26 protein-coding genes, 1 tRNA gene and 2 pseudogenes are annotated in these 21,096 nt (G+C 65.1%); 21 read left to right on the top strand and 8 right to left on the bottom strand.

Annotated elements, in window-relative coordinates:
- The first annotated feature begins 1 nt into the window (after window position 1).
- From AC3WQM_RS28990 to ubiA, 3 genes are all read left to right on the top strand, one after another.
- On the top strand, window positions 2-967 hold the full coding sequence (locus AC3WQM_RS28990) for a LysR substrate-binding domain-containing protein (RefSeq protein ID WP_062474802.1): 966 nt from the start codon (window positions 2-4) through the stop codon (window positions 965-967).
- A 136-nt stretch (window positions 968-1,103) separates the two neighbouring features.
- Window positions 1,104-1,688: a Dps family protein gene (locus AC3WQM_RS28985; RefSeq protein WP_139700624.1), complete on the top strand. Its 585-nt coding sequence runs from the start codon at window positions 1,104-1,106 to the stop codon at window positions 1,686-1,688.
- An 89-nt stretch (window positions 1,689-1,777) separates the two neighbouring features.
- Window positions 1,778-2,641: a 4-hydroxybenzoate octaprenyltransferase gene (gene ubiA, locus AC3WQM_RS28980; RefSeq protein ID WP_492683432.1), complete on the top strand. Its 864-nt coding sequence runs from the start codon at window positions 1,778-1,780 to the stop codon at window positions 2,639-2,641.
- Window positions 2,642-2,656: 15 nt separating this feature from the next.
- Here the strand turns inward: ubiA and proC are convergent, their stop codons facing one another.
- Both proC and AC3WQM_RS28970 read right to left on the bottom strand, forming a co-directional pair.
- Window positions 2,657-3,514 (bottom strand): pyrroline-5-carboxylate reductase, encoded by an 858-nt coding sequence (gene proC / locus AC3WQM_RS28975; RefSeq protein WP_492683431.1) that lies wholly within the window; start codon window positions 3,512-3,514, stop codon window positions 2,657-2,659.
- On the bottom strand, window positions 3,511-4,647 hold the full coding sequence (locus AC3WQM_RS28970; RefSeq protein ID WP_492683439.1) for an esterase-like activity of phytase family protein: 1,137 nt from the start codon (window positions 4,645-4,647) through the stop codon (window positions 3,511-3,513). Before AC3WQM_RS28970 ends, proC begins: the two co-directional genes overlap by 4 nt.
- Before the next feature lie 257 nt (window positions 4,648-4,904).
- Between AC3WQM_RS28970 and rplN the strand changes: the two genes are divergently transcribed.
- From rplN to AC3WQM_RS28880, 18 genes are all read left to right on the top strand, one after another.
- Window positions 4,905-5,273, top strand: a complete 369-nt coding sequence (gene rplN, locus AC3WQM_RS28965; protein ID WP_009124801.1) for a 50S ribosomal protein L14 — start codon at window positions 4,905-4,907, stop codon at window positions 5,271-5,273.
- A gap of 12 nt (window positions 5,274-5,285) precedes the next feature.
- Window positions 5,286-5,618 (top strand): 50S ribosomal protein L24, encoded by a 333-nt coding sequence (gene rplX, locus AC3WQM_RS28960; protein ID WP_062474813.1) that lies wholly within the window; start codon window positions 5,286-5,288, stop codon window positions 5,616-5,618.
- Window positions 5,619-5,629: 11 nt separating this feature from the next.
- On the top strand, window positions 5,630-6,169 hold the full coding sequence (gene rplE / locus AC3WQM_RS28955; protein ID WP_056576993.1) for a 50S ribosomal protein L5: 540 nt from the start codon (window positions 5,630-5,632) through the stop codon (window positions 6,167-6,169).
- 8 nt (window positions 6,170-6,177) lie between these two features.
- Window positions 6,178-6,483 (top strand): 30S ribosomal protein S14, encoded by a 306-nt coding sequence (gene rpsN, locus AC3WQM_RS28950; protein ID WP_489061237.1) that lies wholly within the window; start codon window positions 6,178-6,180, stop codon window positions 6,481-6,483.
- A gap of 20 nt (window positions 6,484-6,503) precedes the next feature.
- Window positions 6,504-6,899 carry a 30S ribosomal protein S8 gene (gene rpsH / locus AC3WQM_RS28945; RefSeq protein WP_056516708.1) on the top strand — a complete coding sequence of 132 codons (396 nt, stop codon included), beginning with the start codon at window positions 6,504-6,506 and terminating at the stop codon, window positions 6,897-6,899.
- Window positions 6,900-6,923: 24 nt separating this feature from the next.
- Window positions 6,924-7,457 (top strand): 50S ribosomal protein L6, encoded by a 534-nt coding sequence (rplF, locus tag AC3WQM_RS28940; protein ID WP_099793808.1) that lies wholly within the window; start codon window positions 6,924-6,926, stop codon window positions 7,455-7,457.
- Between the two features lie 14 nt (window positions 7,458-7,471).
- Complete coding sequence (gene rplR / locus AC3WQM_RS28935; RefSeq protein WP_056577252.1) at window positions 7,472-7,837, top strand: 50S ribosomal protein L18; 366 nt, start codon at window positions 7,472-7,474, stop codon at window positions 7,835-7,837.
- An 18-nt stretch (window positions 7,838-7,855) separates the two neighbouring features.
- Window positions 7,856-8,374 (top strand): 30S ribosomal protein S5, encoded by a 519-nt coding sequence (gene rpsE, locus AC3WQM_RS28930; RefSeq protein ID WP_099793806.1) that lies wholly within the window; start codon window positions 7,856-7,858, stop codon window positions 8,372-8,374.
- A gap of 35 nt (window positions 8,375-8,409) precedes the next feature.
- Window positions 8,410-8,592 (top strand): 50S ribosomal protein L30, encoded by a 183-nt coding sequence (gene rpmD / locus AC3WQM_RS28925; RefSeq protein ID WP_019653974.1) that lies wholly within the window; start codon window positions 8,410-8,412, stop codon window positions 8,590-8,592.
- Between the two features lie 11 nt (window positions 8,593-8,603).
- Window positions 8,604-9,035 carry a 50S ribosomal protein L15 gene (gene rplO / locus AC3WQM_RS28920; RefSeq protein ID WP_099793804.1) on the top strand — a complete coding sequence of 144 codons (432 nt, stop codon included), beginning with the start codon at window positions 8,604-8,606 and terminating at the stop codon, window positions 9,033-9,035.
- Between the two features lie 27 nt (window positions 9,036-9,062).
- Window positions 9,063-10,376, top strand: coding sequence for a preprotein translocase subunit SecY (gene secY / locus AC3WQM_RS28915; protein WP_119555012.1), 1,314 nt, complete (start codon window positions 9,063-9,065; stop codon window positions 10,374-10,376).
- 66 nt (window positions 10,377-10,442) lie between these two features.
- Window positions 10,443-10,556, top strand: coding sequence for a 50S ribosomal protein L36 (gene rpmJ, locus AC3WQM_RS28910; protein ID WP_013544106.1), 114 nt, complete (start codon window positions 10,443-10,445; stop codon window positions 10,554-10,556).
- A gap of 23 nt (window positions 10,557-10,579) precedes the next feature.
- The gene (rpsM, locus tag AC3WQM_RS28905; RefSeq protein WP_013544105.1) at window positions 10,580-10,945 is read left to right on the top strand and encodes a 30S ribosomal protein S13; all 366 of its coding nucleotides are present in this window, start codon (window positions 10,580-10,582) and stop codon (window positions 10,943-10,945) included.
- 12 nt (window positions 10,946-10,957) lie between these two features.
- The gene (gene rpsK, locus AC3WQM_RS28900; RefSeq protein ID WP_009124825.1) at window positions 10,958-11,362 is read left to right on the top strand and encodes a 30S ribosomal protein S11; all 405 of its coding nucleotides are present in this window, start codon (window positions 10,958-10,960) and stop codon (window positions 11,360-11,362) included.
- A 130-nt stretch (window positions 11,363-11,492) separates the two neighbouring features.
- Window positions 11,493-12,116 carry a 30S ribosomal protein S4 gene (gene rpsD / locus AC3WQM_RS28895; RefSeq protein ID WP_056576976.1) on the top strand — a complete coding sequence of 208 codons (624 nt, stop codon included), beginning with the start codon at window positions 11,493-11,495 and terminating at the stop codon, window positions 12,114-12,116.
- Window positions 12,117-12,258: 142 nt separating this feature from the next.
- Entirely contained in the window at window positions 12,259-13,248 is a 990-nt protein-coding gene (locus AC3WQM_RS28890) for a DNA-directed RNA polymerase subunit alpha (protein ID WP_056576973.1), read from the top strand.
- 87 nt (window positions 13,249-13,335) lie between these two features.
- Window positions 13,336-13,734: a 50S ribosomal protein L17 gene (gene rplQ / locus AC3WQM_RS28885; protein ID WP_056576970.1), complete on the top strand. Its 399-nt coding sequence runs from the start codon at window positions 13,336-13,338 to the stop codon at window positions 13,732-13,734.
- Window positions 13,735-13,752: 18 nt separating this feature from the next.
- Window positions 13,753-13,829 (top strand) — tRNA-Met (locus tag AC3WQM_RS28880).
- A 205-nt stretch (window positions 13,830-14,034) separates the two neighbouring features.
- Here AC3WQM_RS28880 and AC3WQM_RS28875 read toward each other — a convergent pair.
- The 6 genes and pseudogenes from AC3WQM_RS28875 to AC3WQM_RS28850 all read right to left on the bottom strand — a co-directional run.
- Window positions 14,035-14,376 (bottom strand): annotated as a pseudogene (locus AC3WQM_RS28875) (RidA family protein); the annotation flags it as partial.
- 66 nt (window positions 14,377-14,442) lie between these two features.
- Window positions 14,443-16,056, bottom strand: a pseudogene (locus AC3WQM_RS28870) (AMP-binding protein); the annotation flags it as partial.
- A 4-nt stretch (window positions 16,057-16,060) separates the two neighbouring features.
- Complete coding sequence (locus AC3WQM_RS28865) at window positions 16,061-17,254, bottom strand: acyl-CoA dehydrogenase family protein (protein WP_492683430.1); 1,194 nt, start codon at window positions 17,252-17,254, stop codon at window positions 16,061-16,063.
- An 8-nt stretch (window positions 17,255-17,262) separates the two neighbouring features.
- Window positions 17,263-18,117, bottom strand: coding sequence for an enoyl-CoA hydratase family protein (locus AC3WQM_RS28860; RefSeq protein ID WP_492683429.1), 855 nt, complete (start codon window positions 18,115-18,117; stop codon window positions 17,263-17,265).
- Window positions 18,114-18,593 (bottom strand): MarR family winged helix-turn-helix transcriptional regulator, encoded by a 480-nt coding sequence (locus tag AC3WQM_RS28855; protein WP_101491458.1) that lies wholly within the window; start codon window positions 18,591-18,593, stop codon window positions 18,114-18,116. The genes AC3WQM_RS28860 and AC3WQM_RS28855 overlap by 4 nt, the downstream gene beginning before the upstream one ends.
- A 1-nt stretch (window position 18,594) precedes the next feature.
- Window positions 18,595-20,979 (bottom strand): bifunctional salicylyl-CoA 5-hydroxylase/oxidoreductase, encoded by a 2,385-nt coding sequence (locus AC3WQM_RS28850; protein WP_492683428.1) that lies wholly within the window; start codon window positions 20,977-20,979, stop codon window positions 18,595-18,597.
- Window positions 20,980-21,096: the final 117 nt, after the last annotated feature.

Genomic DNA, 21,096 nt, shown 5'->3' with positions numbered 1-21,096 from the left:
TATGACTCTCACCGAACTCAAATACATCGTCGCAGTCGCCCGCGAGCGGCACTTCGGCAAGGCGGCCGAGGCCTGTTATGTGTCCCAGCCGACGCTTTCGGTGGCCATCAAGAAACTCGAGGACGAACTCGAGGTCAAGCTCTTCGAGCGCAGCGCCGGTGAAGTGACCGTGACGCCGCTCGGCGAGCAGATCGTCCAGCAGGCGCAGAGCGTGCTCGACCAGGCCGCCAGCATCAAGGAAATCGCCAAGCGCGGAAAAGACCCGCTGGCCGGCCCGCTGAACCTGGGCGTGATCTACACGATCGGCCCGTACCTGCTGCCCGACCTGGTGCGCCAGGTGATCGCGCGCACGCCGCAGATGCCGCTGGTGCTGCAGGAGAACTTCACGGTCAAGCTGCTCGAGATGCTGCGCGCCGGGGAGATCGACTGCGCGATCATGGCCGAGCCCTTTCCCGACACGGGCCTGGCGATGGCGCCGCTGTACGACGAGCCCTTCATGGCGGCGCTGCCCGTGAAGCACAAGCTGGCCGACCGCGAGTCGATCACCTCGGAAGAGCTGCAGAGCGAGACGATGCTGCTGTTGGGCACGGGCCACTGCTTTCGCGACCACGTGCTCGAGGTGTGCCCCGAGTTCGCGCGCTTCTCGAGCAACGCCGAAGGCATCCGCAAGAGCTTCGAGGGTTCGTCGCTGGAGACCATCAAGCACATGGTGGCCTCGGGCATGGGCGTGACGCTGGTGCCGCGCCTGTCGGTGCCGGCCGAGGCGCTCAAGCCGAAGGTCAAGGGGCGCAAGGAGCCCGAGCAGATGGTGCGCTACCTGCCCGTGCGCGACGCGCAGGACCGCGACCCGCCGATGCGCCGCGTGGTGCTGGCCTGGCGCCGCACCTTCACGCGCTACGAGGCCATTGCGGCGCTGCGCAACGCGATCTACGCGTGCGAGCTGCCGGGTGTCAAACGACTCTCCTAGCGATTCGGGGTCTTCGCCTACGCGCGGGCTGTTTGGGATCGCTGATCGCTGGGATAGAGTGAAGCTGTTGCGAAGCCGCCTGCCGGCTTTCAGAATTTCGGTGTTGTCACCCAACTTCAAGAAAGACCCCTCCGCCATGGCCAAACCCCCGAAAAAGACCAAGTCCCCGTCGCCTGCCTCCTCTGCCGGCAAGGTGCCCAAGAAGGGCGGCGCCGTCGTCGCACAGGAGTCGGGCAGCCGCAACGCGCCGATCATCAACATCGGCATCGAACGCCAGGACCGCGCGGCCATCGCCGAGGGCCTGAGCCGCGTGCTGGCCGACACCTACACGCTGTACCTCACGACGCACAACTTCCACTGGAACGTGACGGGGCCGCACTTCAACTCGCTGCATGCGATGTTCATGACGCAGTACACCGAGCTGTGGGGCTCGACCGACGTGCTCGCCGAGCGCATCCGCGCGCTGGGCCACTACGCGCCGGGTTCGTACGCCGAATTCAGCAAGATCGCCACCGTGCCCGACGTGCCGCAGACCCCGCCCAAGGCGATGGAGATGGTGCGCATCCTCGTGAAGGGCCACGAAACGGTGTCGCGCATCGCGCGCGAGTTCATCCCGGTGGCCGAAGAGGCCGGCGACGATCCTACCGCCGACATGCTGACCGCCCGCTGCACGGTGCACGACCAGACGGCCTGGATGCTGCGCTCGCTGCTCGAGGACTGATGACGTCTTCCTGATGTTCTCCCGGTGCGCCGGGAGTCCCTGCAAGAGCGGCACAATGGCCGCTCTTTTTTCGTCTGCCCGTCCGCCGCATGCCTCTCGCCCGCCGTTTCGCGCTCTACCTCGATCTGATCCGCTGGAACCGGCCGGCCGGCTGGCTGTTGTTGCTGTGGCCCACGTTGGGCGCGCTCTGGTTCGCGGCCGACGGCTGGCCCGGCTGGCACCTGCTCGCGGTGTTCACGCTCGGCACCTTCCTGATGCGCAGCGCAGGCTGCTGCGTCAACGACGTGGCCGACCGCGAGTTCGATCGCCATGTGAAGCGCACGGCCCAGCGGCCCGTCACGAGCGGCGCGATGTCGGTCAAGGAGGCGCTGGGGCTGGGCGCGGTGCTGGCGCTGCTGTCCTTCGGGCTGGTGCTCACCACCAACCGTACGACGGTGCTGTGGTCGTTCGCGGCGCTGGCGATCACGCTGATCTACCCGTTCGCCAAGCGTTTCGTGTCGATCCCGCAAGCGGTGCTGGGCATCGCCTTCAGCTTCGGCATCCCGATGGCCTTTGCCGCGGTGCAGTCGACGGTGCCGGCCTTTGCCTGGTGGCTGCTGGCGGGCAACCTGTTCTGGGTGCTGGCCTACGACACCGAGTACGCGATGGTGGACCGCGACGACGACCTGAAGATCGGCATGAAGACCTCGGCGATCACCTTCGGTCGCTTCGACGTGGCGGCGGTGATGGCCAGCTATGCGATCTTCCTGGCGGTCTGGATCTGGGCCGGTGCCAGCCGGTCGCTGGGGGTGCTCTTCTATCTGGGCGTTGCCGCAGCGGTGGCCCAGGCGCTCTGGCATTGGCGCCTGATCCATGACCGCACGCGCGAGGGCTGCTTCAAGGCCTTCCGCGAAAACCACTGGCTGGGCTTCGCGCTGTTCGTCGGCATCGTGGCGGGCTACACCGCTCGGTAGCCGCCCGCCACCGGCTCAGCCGCGCCCGAACTCCTCGCCCAGCTCGGCCGCGCGCTTCTGCGCGGCGCGGATGGCGGTCTTGAACTGTCCCTTCACATCCGAGGCTTCGAGCGCGCTCAGAGCCGCATAGGTCGTGCCGCCCTTGGAGGTCACGCGTTCGCGCAGCACCGACGGCGGCTCGGTCGCGCTGTGCGCCAGCGCCGAAGCGCCGGTGAACGTGCCGATGGCCAGCCGCTGGGCCTGGTCGGACGTGAGGCCCATCTCGACGCCGGCCTCGGTCATCGCCTCGATGAAATAGAACACGTAGGCCGGGCCGGAGCCCGACATGGCGGTCACCGCGTCGAGCGCGGGTTCGGCGTCGACCCAGATCAGCTCGCCGGTCGGCGCCAGCAGCTGGCCGACGCGCGCACGGTCGGCGCTTTCGACGCCCGCCCGCGCGAAGAGGCCGGTCATGCCCTTGCCCACCAGTGCGGGGGTGTTGGGCATGGCGCGCACCACGCGCTCGGTGCCGAGCCAGCGGGCGATGCTGTCGGACGGAATGCCTGCCGCCACGCTTAGGTGCAGCGCGTCTTCAGCAAAGGCGCGCACCGGGCGGGTGGCTTCCGCGAAGGTCTGGGGCTTGACCGCCCACACCACCACGGCGCAGCGCGCGAGGGCCTCGGTGGCCTCGGCCTTGGCGACGATGCCGAAGGACTGGGCCAGCTTGGTGCGGGCGTCGTCGAAAGGCTCGACCACTTCGAAGTTGTCGGCCGCGACGCCTTGCTGGATCAGGCCGCCGATGATGGCGCTGGCCATGTTGCCGCCGCCGATGAAGGCGATGGGGGGCAGGGGGCCCGGCGCGGTGCGGGGCAGGAAGGTCACGGCGATGGTCATGGTCGGTCGGTGTAGGCGAAAGCGGCGAACTGCGTCACTTGCAGCGGGTTGAAATTGTCGTCGCTCACGACCACCAGCAGGCGGCGGCCGTCGGGCAACGCTGGGCCCCAGCACATGCCCTCGGTGTTGTCGAGGCGCGAGAGGCCGAGGCTGGCGAAGTCGGCCACGAGCGTCTTGGCGGCCGGGCGGTGGTTGCCGGGCGCGAGGGCATCGATCGCGAGCACGTCGTCGGCGGCGCGGGTGTCTATTTCATACAGGCGCAGCGAATTGCCGGCGCCGGTGGCATAGGCCCGCTCCAGCACCAGCATGCGGTGGGCGTCGAGCATCAGCGCCTCGCTCACGCCGTTGTCGGCGTAGGTGCCCGGCACCAGCGGGCGCAGCGGAATGGCGTCGGGCACGTAGGCGATCTGGCGCACGGTGCGGCCGGTCGACAGGTCGACCTGGGTGAAGCGGCAGGGGCCACCGGGGGCGGCGGTGGTCGGGGTCGGGCCGTCCTGGACCAGGGCGTTTTCCATCGCGAGCCAGGCCGAGCGGTCGTCGGGCGTGAGGGCCAGCCCCTCGAACGTCAGGTTGTCGCGCGGGCCGCGGCGTTGGGTGGGGTCCGGGGCGAACATCGCCGGCAGGGCGAACTCACGCAGAAAGCGGCCGTCGCGCGTCGATTCATATAAGGCGGGACCGAAACCGCGGGCGATGTCGCCTTCGCTGGTCCAGAGCAGGGTGCCGGCCGAGGGGCGCAGGCGCAGGGCTTCGGGGTCGGGAACGGGCAGGCCGTCGACCGCCTGGCGCCGCCCGGGCCAGGGGCCGCCACCGGGGCGTTGCAGCTGGACAACGCCGGTGGGCTCGGGTGCGGCGTCGGCAGGCTGGGGCCAGCGTGCGGTGTAGCAGCGCACAGGGGCCAGGTCTGACCGGTCATCGCTGAGAAGCAGGTACTCACCTTTGGCGGGGTCGTAGTCGATGCCCGACAGGCCGCCCGCCGTGGTGTTCTCTATAGAGCGTCGGTGCGCCCAGCGGGCTTCCCCCAGGCGCCGCAGCCGGCCGGTGTCCGGCGCCGGTGCCGCGCTGCGGCATCCCGCGAGCCCCAGCGATCCCAGTCCCAGCAGGCCCGCGCCGCCCGCCAGCAGGCGTCGGCGCAGCACGGAAGGCGGCGAAACGAGGGGGTGGATGGGGGCGCGCACGCCACAAAGTCTAGCGGCTGTCGAAGTTCGCGTGATGAGGCAGTTGACATCGCCCGGCATGGGTGCCACAATCGCGGGCTTCGCTTTCAAAAGGCGAAGCTTTCAGCCCAAAGCGGAAGCGTCTCGAGTGGTTCGAGGCGTGGACGACGGGCCCAAGACTGACCGCGGTGTCTCCCTCCTGGAGGCTCATCGGTACAAGTTGGGAATATCAAGAAATGATCCAAACTGAATCCCGGCTCGAAGTGGCCGACAACACGGGCGCGAAATCCGTCCTGTGTATCAAGGTGCTCGGTGGCTCCAAGCGGCGTTACGCCAGCGTGGGCGACGTCATCAAGGTCAGCATCAAGGAAGCCGCTCCGCGTGGTCGCGTCAAGAAGGGCGAGATCTACAGCGCAGTGGTGGTCCGCACCGCCAAGGGCATCCGTCGTGCTGACGGTTCGCTCGTCAAGTTCGACGGCAATGCCGCCGTGCTGCTCAACGCCAAGCTGGAGCCCATCGGCACCCGCATCTTCGGACCGGTCACGCGCGAACTGCGCACCGAGAAGTTCATGAAGATCGTGTCGCTGGCACCCGAAGTTCTCTAAGGACACAACGCCATGAACAAGATTCGCAAAGGCGACCAGGTCATCGTGTTGGCCGGTCGTGACAAGGGCAAGCGCGGCGTCGTGTCGCTGCGCGCAGACGATTCGCATGTGATCGTCGACGGCATCAACCTCGTCAAGAAGCACACCAAGCCGAACCCCCTCAAGGGTACGACCGGTGGCATCGTCGAGAAGACCATGCCGATTCACCAATCCAACGTGGCGATCTTCAATGCCGCGACCGGCAAGGCCGATCGCGTGGGCATCAAGGTCACCCAAGGTGCCGACGGCAAGCGCGTGGCTGTTCGCGTCTTCAAGTCGAGCGGCGACGAAATCAAGTTCGCCTAAGAGGTACTCACATGGCACGTCTCCAACAACACTATCGCGAAAAGATCGCGAAAGACCTGACGGAAAAGTTCGGCTACAAGTCGCCGATGCAAGTTCCGCGTCTCACCAAGATCACCCTGAACATGGGTGTGGGTGAAGCAGTCGCCGACAAGAAGGTCCTCGACAACGCCGTCGCCGACCTGACCAAGATCGCCGGTCAGAAGCCTGTGGTCACCAAGTCGAAGAAGGCCATCGCCGGCTTCAAGATCCGCGAAAACCAGCCGATCGGCTGCATGGTCACGCTGCGTGGCGTGCACATGTACGAGTTCCTGGACCGTTTCGTCACCGTGGCCCTGCCCCGCGTGCGTGACTTCCGCGGTATCTCGGGTCGCGCATTCGACGGCCGTGGCAACTACAACATCGGCGTCAAAGAGCAGATCATTTTCCCTGAGATCGAGTACGACAAGGTCGACGCCCTGCGCGGTCTCAATATCAGCATCACGACGACGGCCAAGACCGACGAAGAAGCCAAGGCGCTTCTCGCTGGCTTCCGTTTCCCGTTCAAGAACTGAGGCGAACCATGGCCAAACAATCTTTGATCCAGCGCGAACTCAAGCGCGACAAGCTGGTTGCCAAGTTCGCTGCGAAGCACGCGGAACTGAAGGCAATTTCCAACGACGCGAAGAAGAGCGACGAAGAGCGCGCAGCAGCCCGCCTGGGCCTGCAGAAGCTCCCGCGCAACGCGAACCCCACGCGCCAGCGCAACCGTTGCGAAATCACCGGTCGCCCCCGTGGCACCTTCCGTCAATTCGGTCTGGCTCGCGCCAAGATCCGTGAACTGGCTTTCGCTGGCGACATCCCCGGTGTCACCAAGGCCAGCTGGTAAGCCAGGCAGGAGCAAACAACATGAGCATGAGTGATCCCATTGCCGACCTGCTGACGCGTATCCGTAACGCGCAGATGGTGGCGAAGCCCACTGTGTCGATCCCGTCTTCCAAGGTGAAGGCCGCGATTGCACAAGTCCTGAAGGACGAAGGCTACATCGACGGCTTCGAAGTGAAGACCGATGCTGGCAAGTCCGAACTCGTCATCACGCTGAAGTACTACGCTGGCCGCCCGGTCATCGAACGTATCGAACGCGTGAGCCGCCCCGGCCTGCGCGTCTACAAGGCCAGCGCCGCCATCCCGCAAGTCCAGAACGGCCTCGGTGTTGCGATCGTCACGACCCCCCAGGGCGTGATGACCGACCGCAAGGCTCGCGCTACCGGTGTCGGTGGCGAAGTTCTGTGCTACGTCGCCTAACCGAGACATCGAGGAGTTACTGAAATGTCCCGAGTAGGAAAAATGCCGGTCGCCATCCCCGCAGGTGTGGATGTGTCGATCAAGGAAGACCAGATCAGCGTCAAGGGTACGGGCGGCACGCTCAACCTGGCTCGCAATGCGCTGGTGAATGTCGTCAGCAATGACGGCAAGCTGAGCTTCGAGCCCGCCAACGAATCGCGTGAAGCGAATGCGATGAGCGGCACGATTCGCCAGCTGGTGAACAACATGGTGGTTGGCGTGACCAAGGGCTTCGAGAAGAAGCTCAACCTGGTCGGCGTCGGCTACAAGGCTGCAGCGTCCAACAACAAGTTGAACCTGCAAGTCGGTTACTCGCACCCGGTCAACATCGACATGCCGCAAGGCATCACGGTGACCACCGCGACCCCGACCGAAATCGTGATCAAGGGTGCTGACCGTCAGCGCGTTGGTCAAATCGCCGCTGAGATCCGCGCTGTTCGTCCGCCTGAGCCCTACAAGGGCAAGGGCATCCGTTATTCGGACGAGAAGATCGTGATCAAAGAGACCAAGAAGAAGTAAGGGGCAGCAAAATGATGTTGACCAAAAAAGCACAGCGTCTTCGCCGCTCGCGCCAGACCCGCATCCGGATCGCGACGCAGGGCGTGGCCCGCCTCACGGTGAACCGCACCAACCTGCACATCTATGCCACCGTCATTTCCGACGACGGCACCAAGGTGATCGCAACCGCATCGACCGCCGAAGCCGAAGTGCGCGCAGCACTCGGCGCCTCGGGCAAGGGTGGCAATGCCGCCGCTGCCACCGCCATCGGCAAGCGCATCGCTGAAAAGGCGAAGGCTGCCGGCGTCGAGAAGGTCGCTTTCGATCGCGCAGGTTTCGCCTACCACGGCCGCGTCAAGGCGCTGGCCGAGGCAGCCCGCGAAGCCGGTCTGCAGTTCTAATCGGACACGAGATTCAAAATGGCAAAGATTCAAGCAAGAACGCAGAACGAAGGTCCTGAGGACGGTTTGCGCGAGAAGATGATCGCGATCAACCGCGTCACCAAGGTGGTGAAGGGTGGTCGTATCCTCGGTTTCGCAGCACTGACCGTGGTCGGTGACGGTGAAGGCCGCGTCGGCATGGGCAAGGGCAAGTCGAAGGAAGTGCCTGCTGCCGTGCAGAAGGCAATGGAAGAAGCCCGTCGCAACCTGTTCAAGGCTGCGATCAAGAACGGCACGCTGCACCACCAGGTGCAAGGCCATCACGGTGCCGCCAGGGTCGTGATGTACCCGGCTCCCAAGGGTACCGGCATCATCGCCGGCGGCCCGATGCGCGCCGTGTTCGAAGTCATGGGCATCACCGACATCGTGGCCAAGAGCCATGGTTCGTCGAACCCCTACAACATGGTTCGCGCCACGCTCGACGGGTTGAAGAACTCGACGACGGCCGGCAATGTGGCTGCCAAGCGCGGTCTCACCGTCGAAGAAATCTTCGCCTGAGCGCAAGCTCTCGCAAGGCTGAAGGAAGCATTCAAATGACGCAACAACAAACCCTCAAGGTGCAGCTGGTGAAGAGCCCGATCGGCACCAAGGAATCGCATCGCGCGACCGTGCGTGGCCTCGGCCTGCGCAAGCTCAACAGCGTGAGCGAGCTGCAAGACACGCCCGCAGTGCGCGGCATGATCAACAAGATCAGTTATCTGGTCAAAGTTCTGTAAGAGAGACTGATATGGAACTCAATGGCATCAAGCCGGCAGCTGGCGCCAAGCACGCCAAGCGTCGCGTCGGCCGCGGTATCGGCTCCGGCATCGGCAAGACCGCAGGTCGCGGTCACAAGGGCCAGAAGTCGCGCGCAGGCGGTTTCCACAAGGTCGGCTTCGAAGGCGGTCAAATGCCGCTGCAGCGTCGCCTGCCCAAGCGTGGCTTCAAGTCGCACCTGCTGAAGTACAACGCCGAAGTCACGCTGACTGCTCTCGAGCAGCTCGGCCTGGCCGAAGTCGATGTCCTGGCACTGAAGCAAGCCGGCCTCGTGGGCCAGCTCGCCAAGGTCGTCAAGATCATCAAGACCGGCGAACTCACCAAGGCCGTCAAGCTGACGGGCGTGGGTGCGACCGCTGGTGCCAAGGCTGCGATCGAAGCAGCCGGCGGCAGCTTCGCCTGATCACCTTCGGACTGAAAGAAGTTCTTCGTGGCAACTAACGCGGCAACGATCGCAAAAACAGGCAAGTTCGGCGACCTTCGTCGTCGGCTCGTCTTTTTGCTGCTCGCGCTCGTGGTCTACCGGATTGGCGCGCACATTCCTGTGCCGGGTATCAACCCGGACCAGCTGGCAGCGTTGTTCCAGGGCCAGCAGGGCGGCATTCTGAGCCTGTTCAACATGTTCTCGGGCGGGGCGCTGTCGCGTTTCACCGTGTTCGCGTTGGGGATCATGCCGTACATCTCGGCGTCGATCATCATGCAGCTGATGACCTACGTGCTTCCCAGCTTCGAGCAATTGAAGAAGGAAGGCGAGGCCGGTCGCCGCAAGATCACGCAGTACACGCGCTATGGCGCGCTCGGCCTGGCTCTGTTCCAGTCGTTCAGCATCGCAGTGGCCCTCGAATCGTCGGCCGGTCTGGTGATCGCCCCCGGTTTCGGCTTCCGCTTGACCGCCATGGTGAGCCTGACCGCTGGTTCGATGTTCCTGATGTGGCTCGGCGAGCAGATCACCGAACGCGGTCTCGGCAACGGCATCTCGATCCTGATCTTTGCAGGTATCGCGGCCGGTCTGCCGGGTGCCATCGGCGGCCTGGCTTCGCTGGTGACGACCGGTGCGATGAACCCCATCGTCGCGCTCTTCATCATCGCGGTCGTGGTGCTGGTCACCTACTTCGTGGTGTTCGTGGAACGCGGTCAGCGCAAGATCCTCGTGAACTATGCGCGGCGCCAGGTCGGCAACAAGGTCTACGGCGGTCAGTCGTCGCACCTGCCCCTGAAGCTGAACATGGCCGGTGTGATTCCTCCGATCTTCGCGTCGTCGATCATTCTGCTGCCGGCAACGGTGGTGGGCTGGTTCAGCGCTGGTGATGGTGGCTTCCGCTGGATCAAGGACATTGCCAGCGCACTGCGTCCGGGCGAGCCGATCTACGTGCTGCTGTACGCTGCTGCGATCGTTTTCTTCTGCTTCTTCTACACGGCACTCGTGTTCAACAGCAAGGAAACGGCCGACAACCTGAAGAAGAGTGGTGCGTTCATTCCTGGCATTCGCCCGGGTGACCAGACCGCTCGCTATATCGACAAGATTCTGGTTCGCCTGACGTTGGCTGGCGCGGTGTACATCACCTTCGTCTGCCTGCTGCCCGAGTTCCTGATCCTGAAGTACAACGTGCCGTTCTACTTCGGTGGTACCTCCCTGCTGATCATCGTGGTCGTCACGATGGACTTCATGGCCCAGGTGCAAAACTACATGATGTCCCAGCAGTACGAATCGCTGCTGAAGAAGGCGAACTTCAAGACATCGTAGGGCTGTGAGTTTCAGTATTGAGTCCGGGCGGTAGACCGCCACGTTAAACAGTTTTAGGAGAATGAAATGAGAGTTTCGGCTTCGGTCAAAACCATCTGCCGTAATTGCAAGGTCATCCGCCGTAAAGGTGTGGTGCGTGTGATTTGCACCGACCCGCGCCACAAGCAGCGCCAGGGTTGATTGAAGAGTATTAGAGGACGCACATGGCACGTATTGCTGGCATCAACATCCCGCCGCACAAGCACGCTGAAATCGGCCTGACCGCCATTTTCGGTATCGGTCGCACCCGCGCCCGTCAAATCTGCGAAGCGAGCGGCATCGAATATTCGAAGAAGATCAAGGATCTGACCGACGCCGATCTCGAAAAGATCCGCGACCAGATCGCTCTGTTCACGATCGAAGGCGATCTGCGTCGCGAGACGACGATGAACATCAAGCGTTTGATGGACATCGGCTGCTATCGCGGCTTCCGCCACCGTCGCGGCCTGCCGATGCGCGGCCAGCGCACGCGCACCAACGCCCGCACCCGCAAGGGTCCGCGCAAGGCTGCGCAGTCCCTGAAGAAATAAGGATAGACAAGCATGGCTAAAGCACCTGCAAACAACGCCGCACAGCGCGTTCGCAAGAAGGTTCGCAAGAACGTTGCGGACGGTATCGCCCACGTGCATGCCTCGTTCAACAACACCATCATCACGATCACCGATCGCCAGGGCAACGCCCTGTCGTGGGCTTCGTCGGGTGGCCAGGGCTTCAAGGGCTCGCGCAAGTCGACCCCGTTCGCTGCGCAGGTCGCTTCCGAAGTGGCCGGCCGTGCTGCTGTCGAACAAGGTATCAAGAACCTCGACGTCGAGATCAAGGGCCCCGGTCCTGGTCGCGAGTCGTCGGTGCGCGCCCTGGCTGCGCTCGGCATCCGGATCAATTCCATTGCCGACGTGACGCCCGTTCCGCACAACGGCTGCCGTCCCCAGAAGCGTCGCCGCATCTGATCGTCAGTCCGCAAGGCGCAGCCAGCTTTCGAGCGGCTGCGCATTTGTTTTTTCACTAAGCCCACCGCCATCGGCACATCCGCCGACGGCTCCCGCAGGCAACTGCGGCAGATGACACCAAGGAAATACCGTGGCACGTTACCTCGGCCCCAAGGCCAAACTTTCCCGCCGTGAAGGCACCGACCTGTTCCTGAAGAGCGCCCGCCGCTCCATTCAAGACAAGGCCAAGTTCGACTCCAAGCCCGGCCAGCACGGCCGCACCTCGGGTCAGCGCACCTCCGACTACGGTCTGCAGCTGCGTGAGAAGCAGAAGGTCAAGCGCATGTACGGCGTGCTCGAGAAGCAGTTCCGCCGTTACTTCGAAGAAGCCGATCGCCGCCGTGGCAACACCGGCGCCAACCTGCTGTTCATCCTCGAGTCGCGCCTGGACAACGTGGTCTACCGCATGGGCTTCGGCTCGACGCGCGCCGAAGCACGCCAGCTCGTGTCGCACAAGGCGATCACCGTGAACGGCCAGTCGGTCAACATCCCGTCGTACCTGGTCAAGACCGGTGACGTGATCGCCGTGCGTGAAAAGTCGAAGAAGCAGAACCGCATTGTCGAAGCGCTGCAACTCGCCCAACAAGTCGGCATGCCGGCTTGGGTCGATGTGAACGCCGACAAGGCCGAAGGCACCTTCAAGAAGGTCCCGGATCGCGACGAATTCGCAGCCGACATCAACGAATCGCTGATCGTCGAACTGTATTCGCGTTGATTTTCTCTACCCGCCTGCGCGTCTTTGCGCCGGCGGGAGATTGATATTGTTGTTCACGTTCCTGCTCCGCACTCTGTTGCGGATCAGGCGCTTCACCAGCCTTACCGGTGTAACGAGCCGGGGGTATTGAGAGGAAGTCTGCATGCAAACCACCCTGCTGAAACCCAAGACCATCCAGGTCGAGCAACTTGCCGCCAACAAGGCCAAGGTCACGCTCGAACCTTTCGAGCGCGGCTACGGCCACACGCTCGGCAACGCGCTGCGTCGCGTTCTGCTGTCGTCCATGGTCGGCTACTCGGCCACCGAAGTCACGATCGCTGGCGTTCTGCATGAGTACTCGTCGATCGACGGCGTGCAGGAAGATGTCGTCAACATCCTGCTGAATCTCAAGGGCGTGGTGTTCAAGCTCCACAACCGCGACGAAGTCACGCTGAGCCTGCGCAAGGACGGCGAAGGCCCGGTCCTCGCATCGGACATCCAGACCCCGCACGACGTCGAGATCATCAACCCCGACCACGTGATCGCGCACCTGTCGCAAGGCGGCAAGCTCGACATGCAGATCAAGGTCGAAAAGGGTCGCGGCTATGTGCCTGGCACGATGCGCCGCTACGCGGACGAGCCGACCAAGTCGATCGGCCGCATCGTTCTCGACGCGTCGTTCTCGCCCGTCAAGCGCGTGAGCTACACCGTCGAAAGCGCTCGTGTCGAACAGCGTACCGACCTGGACAAGCTGCTGGTCGAGATCGAGACCAACGGTGCGATCAGCGCCGAAGATGCCGTTCGCGCATCGGCTAAAATCCTGGTTGAGCAGCTCGCCGTGTTTGCGCAGCTCGAAGGCGGCGAACTCGCTGCATTCGATGCACCCGCACCGCGCAGCGCCCAGCAATTCGATCCGATCCTGCTGCGCCCTGTCGACGAACTCGAACTGACGGTGCGTTCGGCCAACTGCCTGAAGGCCGAAAACATCTACTACATCGGTGACCTGATCCAGCGCACCGAGAACGAGCTGCTCAAGACCCCGAACCTGGGTCGCAAGTCGCTCAACGAAATCAAGGAAGTCCTCGCTTCGCGCGGTCTCACCTTGGGTATGAAGCTTGAAAGCTGGCCGCCGGCCGGTCTCGACAAGCGTTGATTTTTGTTTTGAATTGAGCCCCTGAGGGCTCGTGCCCGGGCAGTACCTGATACGGCTGCCTGTTTAATAAAGTAAAGGAAAAGCACCATGCGTCACGGACACGGACTTCGCAAACTCAACCGCACCAGCTCGCACCGCCTTGCGATGCTGCAGAACATGATGAATTCGCTCATCGAGCACGAAGTCATCAAGACCACGGTCCCCAAGGCCAAGGAACTGCGCCGCGTCATCGAGCCGATGATCACCCTGGCCAAGAAGCCCACGCTCGCCAACAAGCGCCTGGCCTTCGACCGCCTGCGCAGCCGCGACAGCGTCGTCAAGCTCTTCGGCGAACTCGGCCCGCGTTTCGCAGCGCGTCCGGGCGGCTACACCCGCATCCTGAAGATGGGTTTCCGCGTGGGCGACAACGCCCCGATGGCGCTCGTCGAACTGGTCGACCGTGCTGAAATTAAAGATGCTGGCGCTGAGCAAAACGCCGCTGAATAAGCTATAATTTATACTTGCCGCGCGATGGAGCAGCCTGGTAGCTCGTTGGGCTCATAACCCAAAGGTCGCAAGTTCAAATCTTGCTCGCGCAACCAATTTAAAAGGCCCTTTGAGAAATCAAAGGGCCTTTTTCTTTGTCCAAATTCTTTTGGAAATTCCCGGTCGAAATTCGACACAAAAAAATGCCCTCGCGAAGAGGGCTTTTCTGTTTCTGGACCGGCCCCCAAAGAGGCCGCTGTCGAGAACTTGCGCAGCGAATGCGTCTGAGGGGCTGCGCTGACGCGCAGCCCAAGCGCAGGATCAGTCCGGAATGACCGCCGTCACCTCGATCTCCACCTTCGCACGGTGCTCCACCAGCGCCGCGACCTGCACGCAGGTCATGGCCGGGAAGTTGCGGCCCAGCGCGTCGCGGTAGACCGGGCCGAGCTCGGACAGGCGACGGCTGTACTCGTCGCGGTCCGTCACGTACCAGGTCATGCGCACCATGTGCTCGGGGCCGGCACCGGCTTCGCGCAGCACTTCGGCGATGTTGCGCAGCGCCTGGCCGCACTGGTCGATGAAGTCGTCGGATTCGAACTGCTGCTGGGCATTCCAGCCGATCTGGCCGCCGACGAACACCTGGGTGCCGCGCGCCGCGATGCCGTTTGCATAGCCCTTCGGGGGCAGCCAGCCCGGAGGCTGAATGAGTTTGTTCGTCATGATGGTGTTGCTGTTGAGTTGTCTCAATTTGAAGCGCTGGAGTTTGCCGGTTTCGGTGCGCGGCAGCGCCGTCACGAACTCGATCTCCCGCGGGTACTTGAAGGGGGCGATGGTGGCTTTCACGTGGTCCTGGAGGGCCTTCACCATCGCTGCGTCGCCGGTGTGGCCGGGCTTGAGCACGCAGAAGGCTTTCACGATCATGCCGCGGTCGGCGTCGGGCTTGCCGATCACGCCGCACTCGGCCACGGCCGGGTGCTTGAGCAGCGCATCCTCCACCTCCGGGCCGCCGACGTTGTAGCCGGCCGTGATGATCATGTCGTCCGCACGCGCCTGATAGAAGAAGTAGCCGTCGTCATCCTGCACGAAGGAGTCGCCAGGGTAGTTCCAGCCGTTCTTCACGTAGTCGCCCTGGCGCGGATCGTCGAGGTAGCGGCAACCGACCGGGCCTTGCAGCGCCAGCTTGCCGACCGTACCGCGCGGCACCTCGTTGCCTTCGTCGTCCACCACCTTGGCGGTGAAGCCTGGCACCGCCTTGCCGACGGCGCCGCGGCGCACTTCGTCGCCGGCGGCCGAGATGTAGATGTGAAACACCTCGGTGCCGCCGATGCCGTCGAGCATCTCGATGCCGGTGGTCTCCTTCCAGAGCTGGCGCGTGGCGTCGGGAAGCGCCTCGCCTGCGCTCACGCAGATGCGCAGGCTCGGCGCCCCGTGCTGCCGGACGAAGGGCGCCATCTGGCGATAGAAAGTGGGCGCGGTGTAGCAGAGGGTCGCGCCGACCTCGTTGATGAGCTTCACGAGCGCCTCGGGCGAGAAAGCGCCCTCGGGAAAGTACACCGAAGCACCAGCCCACATCGGGAAGATCAGCAAGCCGCCGAGCCCGAAGGTGAAGGCCAGCGGCGGCGTGCCGACCACGATGTCGTCGCTGCGCGCGCGCAGCACGTGGCGCGGCCAGGTCTGGCACATGGCGACCACGTCGCGGTGCGTGGTGACGGGCGCCTTGGGCTTGCCCGTCGTGCCCGAGGTGAAGGCGAGCAGCGCGATGTCGTCGGCTGCCGTGGGGCAGGCGGGGAACACGCCGCTCTTGCCGGCCGCGCGTGCCGACAGCGAATCGGGCGCGTCGGGCTGGTTGAAGGCAATCACCGTCGTGAGCACCGGATGCGCCTGCTGTGCGGCCACCAGCTCCTCGAGCAGGCGGCCTTCGCACAGCGCGGCCACGGGCTGCGATTTCTCGATGATCTCGCCCAGCTCCTTGGCGCGCAGCAGCGGCATGGTCGCCACGGCGATCAGCCCGGCCTTGACCACGGCCAGCCACGACAGCGCCATCCACACCGAGTTGCCGCCGCGCAGCAGCACGCGGTTGCCGGGCACGAGCCCGAGATCCTCGACCAGCACCTGGGCGATGCGGTTCACCTCGACGCCCGCCTGGGCGTAGGTGAGCACGCCAGCGGGCGAGCGCAGCATCGGCTTGTCGCCGAAGCCCTTGGCGACCGCCTTGTCCAGCAGCTCCTCGACCAGGTTCAGCTGGTCGGGGAACTGCAGCTCGGGCAGGTCGTAGCGAAAGACCGGGAGCTGCGCGGCAGGCGGCAGGCGGTCATGAACGAAGCGATCGACTTGGGCAGACACGGTTTCACCCCCGCAAAACGGATTTGCCGATGATCAGTTGCTGGACTTCCGTCGCGCCTTCGTAAATGCGCAGCGAGCGGATGTCCCGGTACAGGCTTTCGATCTTGGTGCCGACCTTCACGCCGAGGCCACCATGCATCTGCAGCGCCATGTCGATCACGCGGCTCGCGTTCTCGGTGGCGCACATCTTGGCCATGGCGGCAGCCGCCGACACGTCGCCGACCGCCGGGGCGCCACGGCGCTCGGCGTCGTCGCGCATCCACGCGGCGCGGTAGGTGAGCAGCGCGGCGCTGTCGATCAGCGCGGCCATCTCGCCGAGCTTGGCCTGCGTGAGCTGGAAGTCGGCCAGCGTCTGGCCGAACATGCGGCGGCCCTTGGCGTGCGCGATGGCTTCGGCGAGCGCGCGGCGCCCCATGCCGAGCGCGGCGGCGGCCACCGAGGCGCGGAAGATGTCGAGCGTGCGCATCGCGAGCTTGAAGCCGCTGTTCAGCGTGCCCAGCTGCGCCGTGCGCGGCACGACGCAGTTGTCGAAGCGCAGGGTGGCCAGCGGGTGCGGCGCCATCACGTCGATGTGGGCCGAGGTGTCGAGCCCCGGCGTCGTCGCATCGACGATGAACACCGTGATGCCGCGCGTGCCCGCCGTGGGGTCGGTCTTCGCGAACACGCAGTAGAAGTCGGCGATGCCGCCGTTGCTGATCCAGGTCTTCTCGCCGTTCAGGCGCCAGCCGTCGGCGGTGGGCTCGGCGCGCATCGCCATCGCTGCGACGTCGGAGCCGGCCTCGGGTTCGCTGAGCGCGAAGGCCGCGATCTTCTTGCCCTGGCCCACGGCCGTGAGGTACTGCGACTGCTGCTCGGGCGTGCCGTCCAGCGTGATCGCGCCGCTGCCCAGGCCCTGCATCGCGAAGGCGAAGTCGGCCAGTGGCGAGTGGTAGCCGAGCGTCTCGCGCAGCAGCACGAGCGCGCGCGAATCGAGGCGCTCGAGCGCGCCGCCGGCACTGCCGGGCACCGCGTAGCGCAGCCAGCCGGCGTCGCCGAGGCGGCGCACCCATTCGCGGCAGGCCGCGCGGTCGTCGCGCTCATCGATCTCCTGGGCGGCGCACCAGGGCAGCAGGTCGTTGGCGAGCGCGCGGTGCGCGTCGTCGAAGAACGGCAGCGCGAGGTGCGCGGTCGACGGTGGGGCGGGAATCTTGGTCATCATGATGCGCGTCAGTCTCCGCCGAACACCGGCTTGCGCTTGGCCGCGAAGGCCTCGTAGGCGCGCTTGAAGTCTTCGGTTTGCATGCAGATCGCCTGTGCCTGCGCTTCGGCCTCGATGGCCTGGTCGATGGTCATCGACCACTCTTGCGCGAGCATGGTCTTGGTCATGCCGTGCGCGAAGCTCGGGCCTTCGGCCAGGTCGCGCGCGACCTTGGTGGCGGCGTCGAGCAGCGAGGCGCTGTCGTGCAGTGCGTTGAAGAAGCCCCAGGCCTGGCCTTCTTCGGCGGTCATGGCGCGGCCGGTGAAGAGCAACTCCGAGGCGCGGCCCTGGCCGATCACGCGCGGCAGCAGCGCGCAGGCGCCCATGTCGGCGCCGGCCAGACCCACGCGGGTGAAGAGGAAAGCGGTGCGCGTGGCGGGCGTGCCGTAGCGCAGGTCGCAGGCCAGCGCGATCATCGCGCCGGCGCCGGCGCACACGCCGTCGATCGCGCCGACGATCGGCTGCGGGCAGTTGCGGATGGCCTTCACGAGGTCGCCGGTCATGCGCGTGAACTCGAGCAGCTCGGGCATGCGCATGCCGGTCAGCGGGCCGATGATTTCATGCACGTCGCCGCCCGAGCAGAAGTTGCCGCCGGCGCCGGTGACGACGATCACCTTCACGTCGGTTGCGTAGGTCAGCGCGCGGAACAGGTCGCGCAGCTCGGCGTACGAGTCGAATGTCAGCGGGTTCTTGCGCTCGGGGCGGTTCAGCGTGATGGTGCCGACGCCGGCTTCATAACGCCAGGCGAAATGCTCGGCCTTGTAGTCGGCCTTGGGTTCGAATTGCGCGCGCATGGGATTGCTTGCGCCGATGTAGTGCTTCATGCGGTCTCCGCCAATTGGCTGCTGTGGGAATGTTGCTTGACCTTGCCGAGCAGCTTGTGAAGCTGCGCGATCTCCTTGGGGTTGAGGCTTGAAAAAGCCTCGACGATCCAGTCTTCGTGCTGCTGCGCCATCTCGTTGAAGAGCTTGCGCCCGCGCGGTGTGAGGCGCACGCGCCAGGCGCGGCGGTCGCCCTCGACGTTGATGCGCTCCACCAGCCCTTCGGTCACGAGCTGGTCGGTGATGCCGGTGACGTTGCCGCCCGTGACCATCATGCGGCGCGAGAGCTCGTTCATCTTCAGGCCGTCGGGCGAGCGCTCGAGCTGCGACATGAGATCGAAGCGCGGCAGCGTGGTGGCGAACTGCGCGCGCAGTCCGTTGCGCACCTGCTTTTCCACCAGCTGCGTGCAGGTGAGCATGCGCAGCCAGAGGCGCAGCGCCTCGGGGTGCTCGCTGTGGGCGCGTGCTTCGAGGTCCATGTCAGTGTGTCTCTTCGGTGTCGGCCGCGCGGCCCGCGGCAGCGGTGGCCGCGGCGATCTGCTGCTGCTTGGCGATCTCGCGGTACATCTGGTCGCGGCCGCTCAGGTACTGCTTGGGCCAGTCGACGTCGCGGCTTTGCAGCTTGGCCGCTTCGTGCAGCGTCCAGGCGGGGTCGGCCAGGTGCGGGCGCGCCACGGCGCACAGGTCGGCGCGGCCGGCCGCGATGATGCTGTTGGCCTGGTCGGCGTCGGTGATGGCGCCCACCGCGATGGTCGAGATGCCGACCTCGTTGCGGATGCGGTCGGCGAACGGCGTCTGGTACATGCGGCCGTACACGGGCTTCGCATCGCGCGTTGTCTGACCGGAAGAGACGTCGATGAAGTCGGCGCCGGCCTCCTTGAAGAGGCGTGCGATCACCACGGCGTCGGCATCGGTGTTGCCGCCCGGTGCCCAGTCGTGCGCCGAGATGCGCACGCTCATCGGCTTGTCGGCCGGCCACACGGCGCGCATCGCGCGGAACACTTCGAGCGGGTAGCGGCAGCGCGCTGCGATGTCGCCGCCGTACTCGTCGGTGCGCTGGTTGGTGAGCGGGCTGATGAAGGCCGACAGCAGGTAGCCGTGCGCGCAGTGCAGCTCGAGCCAGTCGAAGCCGCATTCGACGGCGCGGCGCGTGGAGTCGACGAACTGGTCGCGCAGCGTGTCCATCTCGGCGCGCGTGATCGCGGCCGGCAGCTGGTTCTGTTCGCCATAGGGCAGGGCGCTCGCGCCGAGCACAGGCCAGTTGCCGCTTTCGAGCGGCTCGTCGGTGCCTTCCCAGCCCACGCGCGTCGAGCCCTTGGGGCCGCTGTGGCCGAGCTGGATCGCGATCTTGGCGCTCGACTGCGTGTGCACGAAATCGACGATGCGCTTGAACGCGGCCTGCTGCGTGTCGTTGTACAGGCCCGTGCAGGCCGGCGTGATGCGGCCTTCGGGCGTCGGGCTCGTCATCTCGACGCACACCATCGCGGCGCCACCGAGCGCGCGCGCACCCAGGTGCACCAGCAGGAAGTCTTGCGGCACGCCGTCGACCGCGCTGTAGGTGGCCATCGGCGAGACCACGATGCGGTTCTTCAGCTCGAGGCCGCGCACCTTCAGCGGCATCAGCATCGGTGCCATCGCCTTGCCGCCTGCCAGCCACTGCTCGTAGCCGCCGAGCCAATGCGTGTCGCGCACGCGCAGGTTCTCGTGGCTGATGCGCTGCGAGCGCGTGAGCAGCGAGTAGGCGAACTGCTCGATCTCCATGCCCGTGTAGCGCGGCACGTTCTCGAACCACTCGGTCGAGTTGCGCGCGGCGTTCTGGATCTTCAGCACCTCGACGCTGCGTCGTGCTTCATAGCCTTCGAGCACGTGGTCGAGCGTGCCGCCCTGTTCGAATTCGTTGGCCAGGTCGATCGCGTCTTCGAGTGCGAGCTTGGTGCCCGAGCCGATCGAGAAGTGCGCGGTGTGCGCGGCGTCGCCCATGAGCACGACGGGCACCGAGCGGCCCTCGACGTCGATGCGGTGCGTCCAGCGCTCGCACACCACGCGCGGAAAGCGGATCCAGTTGGCCGAGCCGCGCAGGTGCGTGGCGTTGCTGATCAGCGCGTGGCCGCCCAGGTACTTGGCGAACAGCTTCTCGCAGAAGGCGATGGCCTCGGGCTGCTCCATCTGGTCCAGGCCGTGGGCCTTCCACACGGCTTCGGGCGTCTCGACGATGAAGGTCGAGGTCTTGTCGTCGAACTGGTAGGCATGCGCCTGGAACCAGCCGTGCTCGGTCTGTTCGAAGGCGAAGGTGAAGGCGTCGAAGGTCTGGTGCGTGCCCAGCCACACGAAGCGGCAGTTGCGCAGATCGACGTCGGGCTTGTACACGTCGGCGTAGCGCTGGCGGATGCGGCTGTTGAGGCCGTCGCTGGCAATGACGAGGTCGGCCTTGTACTGCGCGGCAATGGCCTGGTCGTCGGTGGCGTCGGTTTCGAACACCAGCTCCACGCCGAGTTCGAGGCAGCGTTCCTGCAGGATGTTCAAGAGGCGCTTGCGGCCGATGCCGCAGAAGCCGTGGCCGCCGGAGCGCACCTGGCGGCCCTTGAAGAAGACCTGGATGTCGTCCCAGTGGTGGAACTCGTTGCCGATGAGCGCGGCCGTGGGGCCGTCGGCTTCGCGCAGGTTGCCCAGCGTCTGGTCGCTGAGCACCACGCCCCAGCCGAAGGTGTCGAAGGGGCGGTTGCGTTCGACCACGGTGATCTGCAGCGCCGGGTTGCGGGCCTTCATCAGCAGGGCGAAATACAGGCCGGCTGGACCCCCACCGATGCACAGGATGCGCTGGAGGTCCGAGGCGGGCGCGAGGCGGGGGGTGGTCAAGCTGTTCATGGTTGAATAGTTTAGGCATAAACAATCTGTTGTCAACGAGGGGTTCTCTGCAGAGGCTCCCGTGCCCGTGCGGCGCGCGATGTCATGCAAATTCTTGGAAAAATCAATACCATGGCC

It is taken from the genome of Variovorax sp. FW301-JW7, assembly GCF_058788795.1.
Note: the sequence above shows the minus strand (reverse complement) of the source record. Positions and strands in the feature narration are given on the sequence as shown.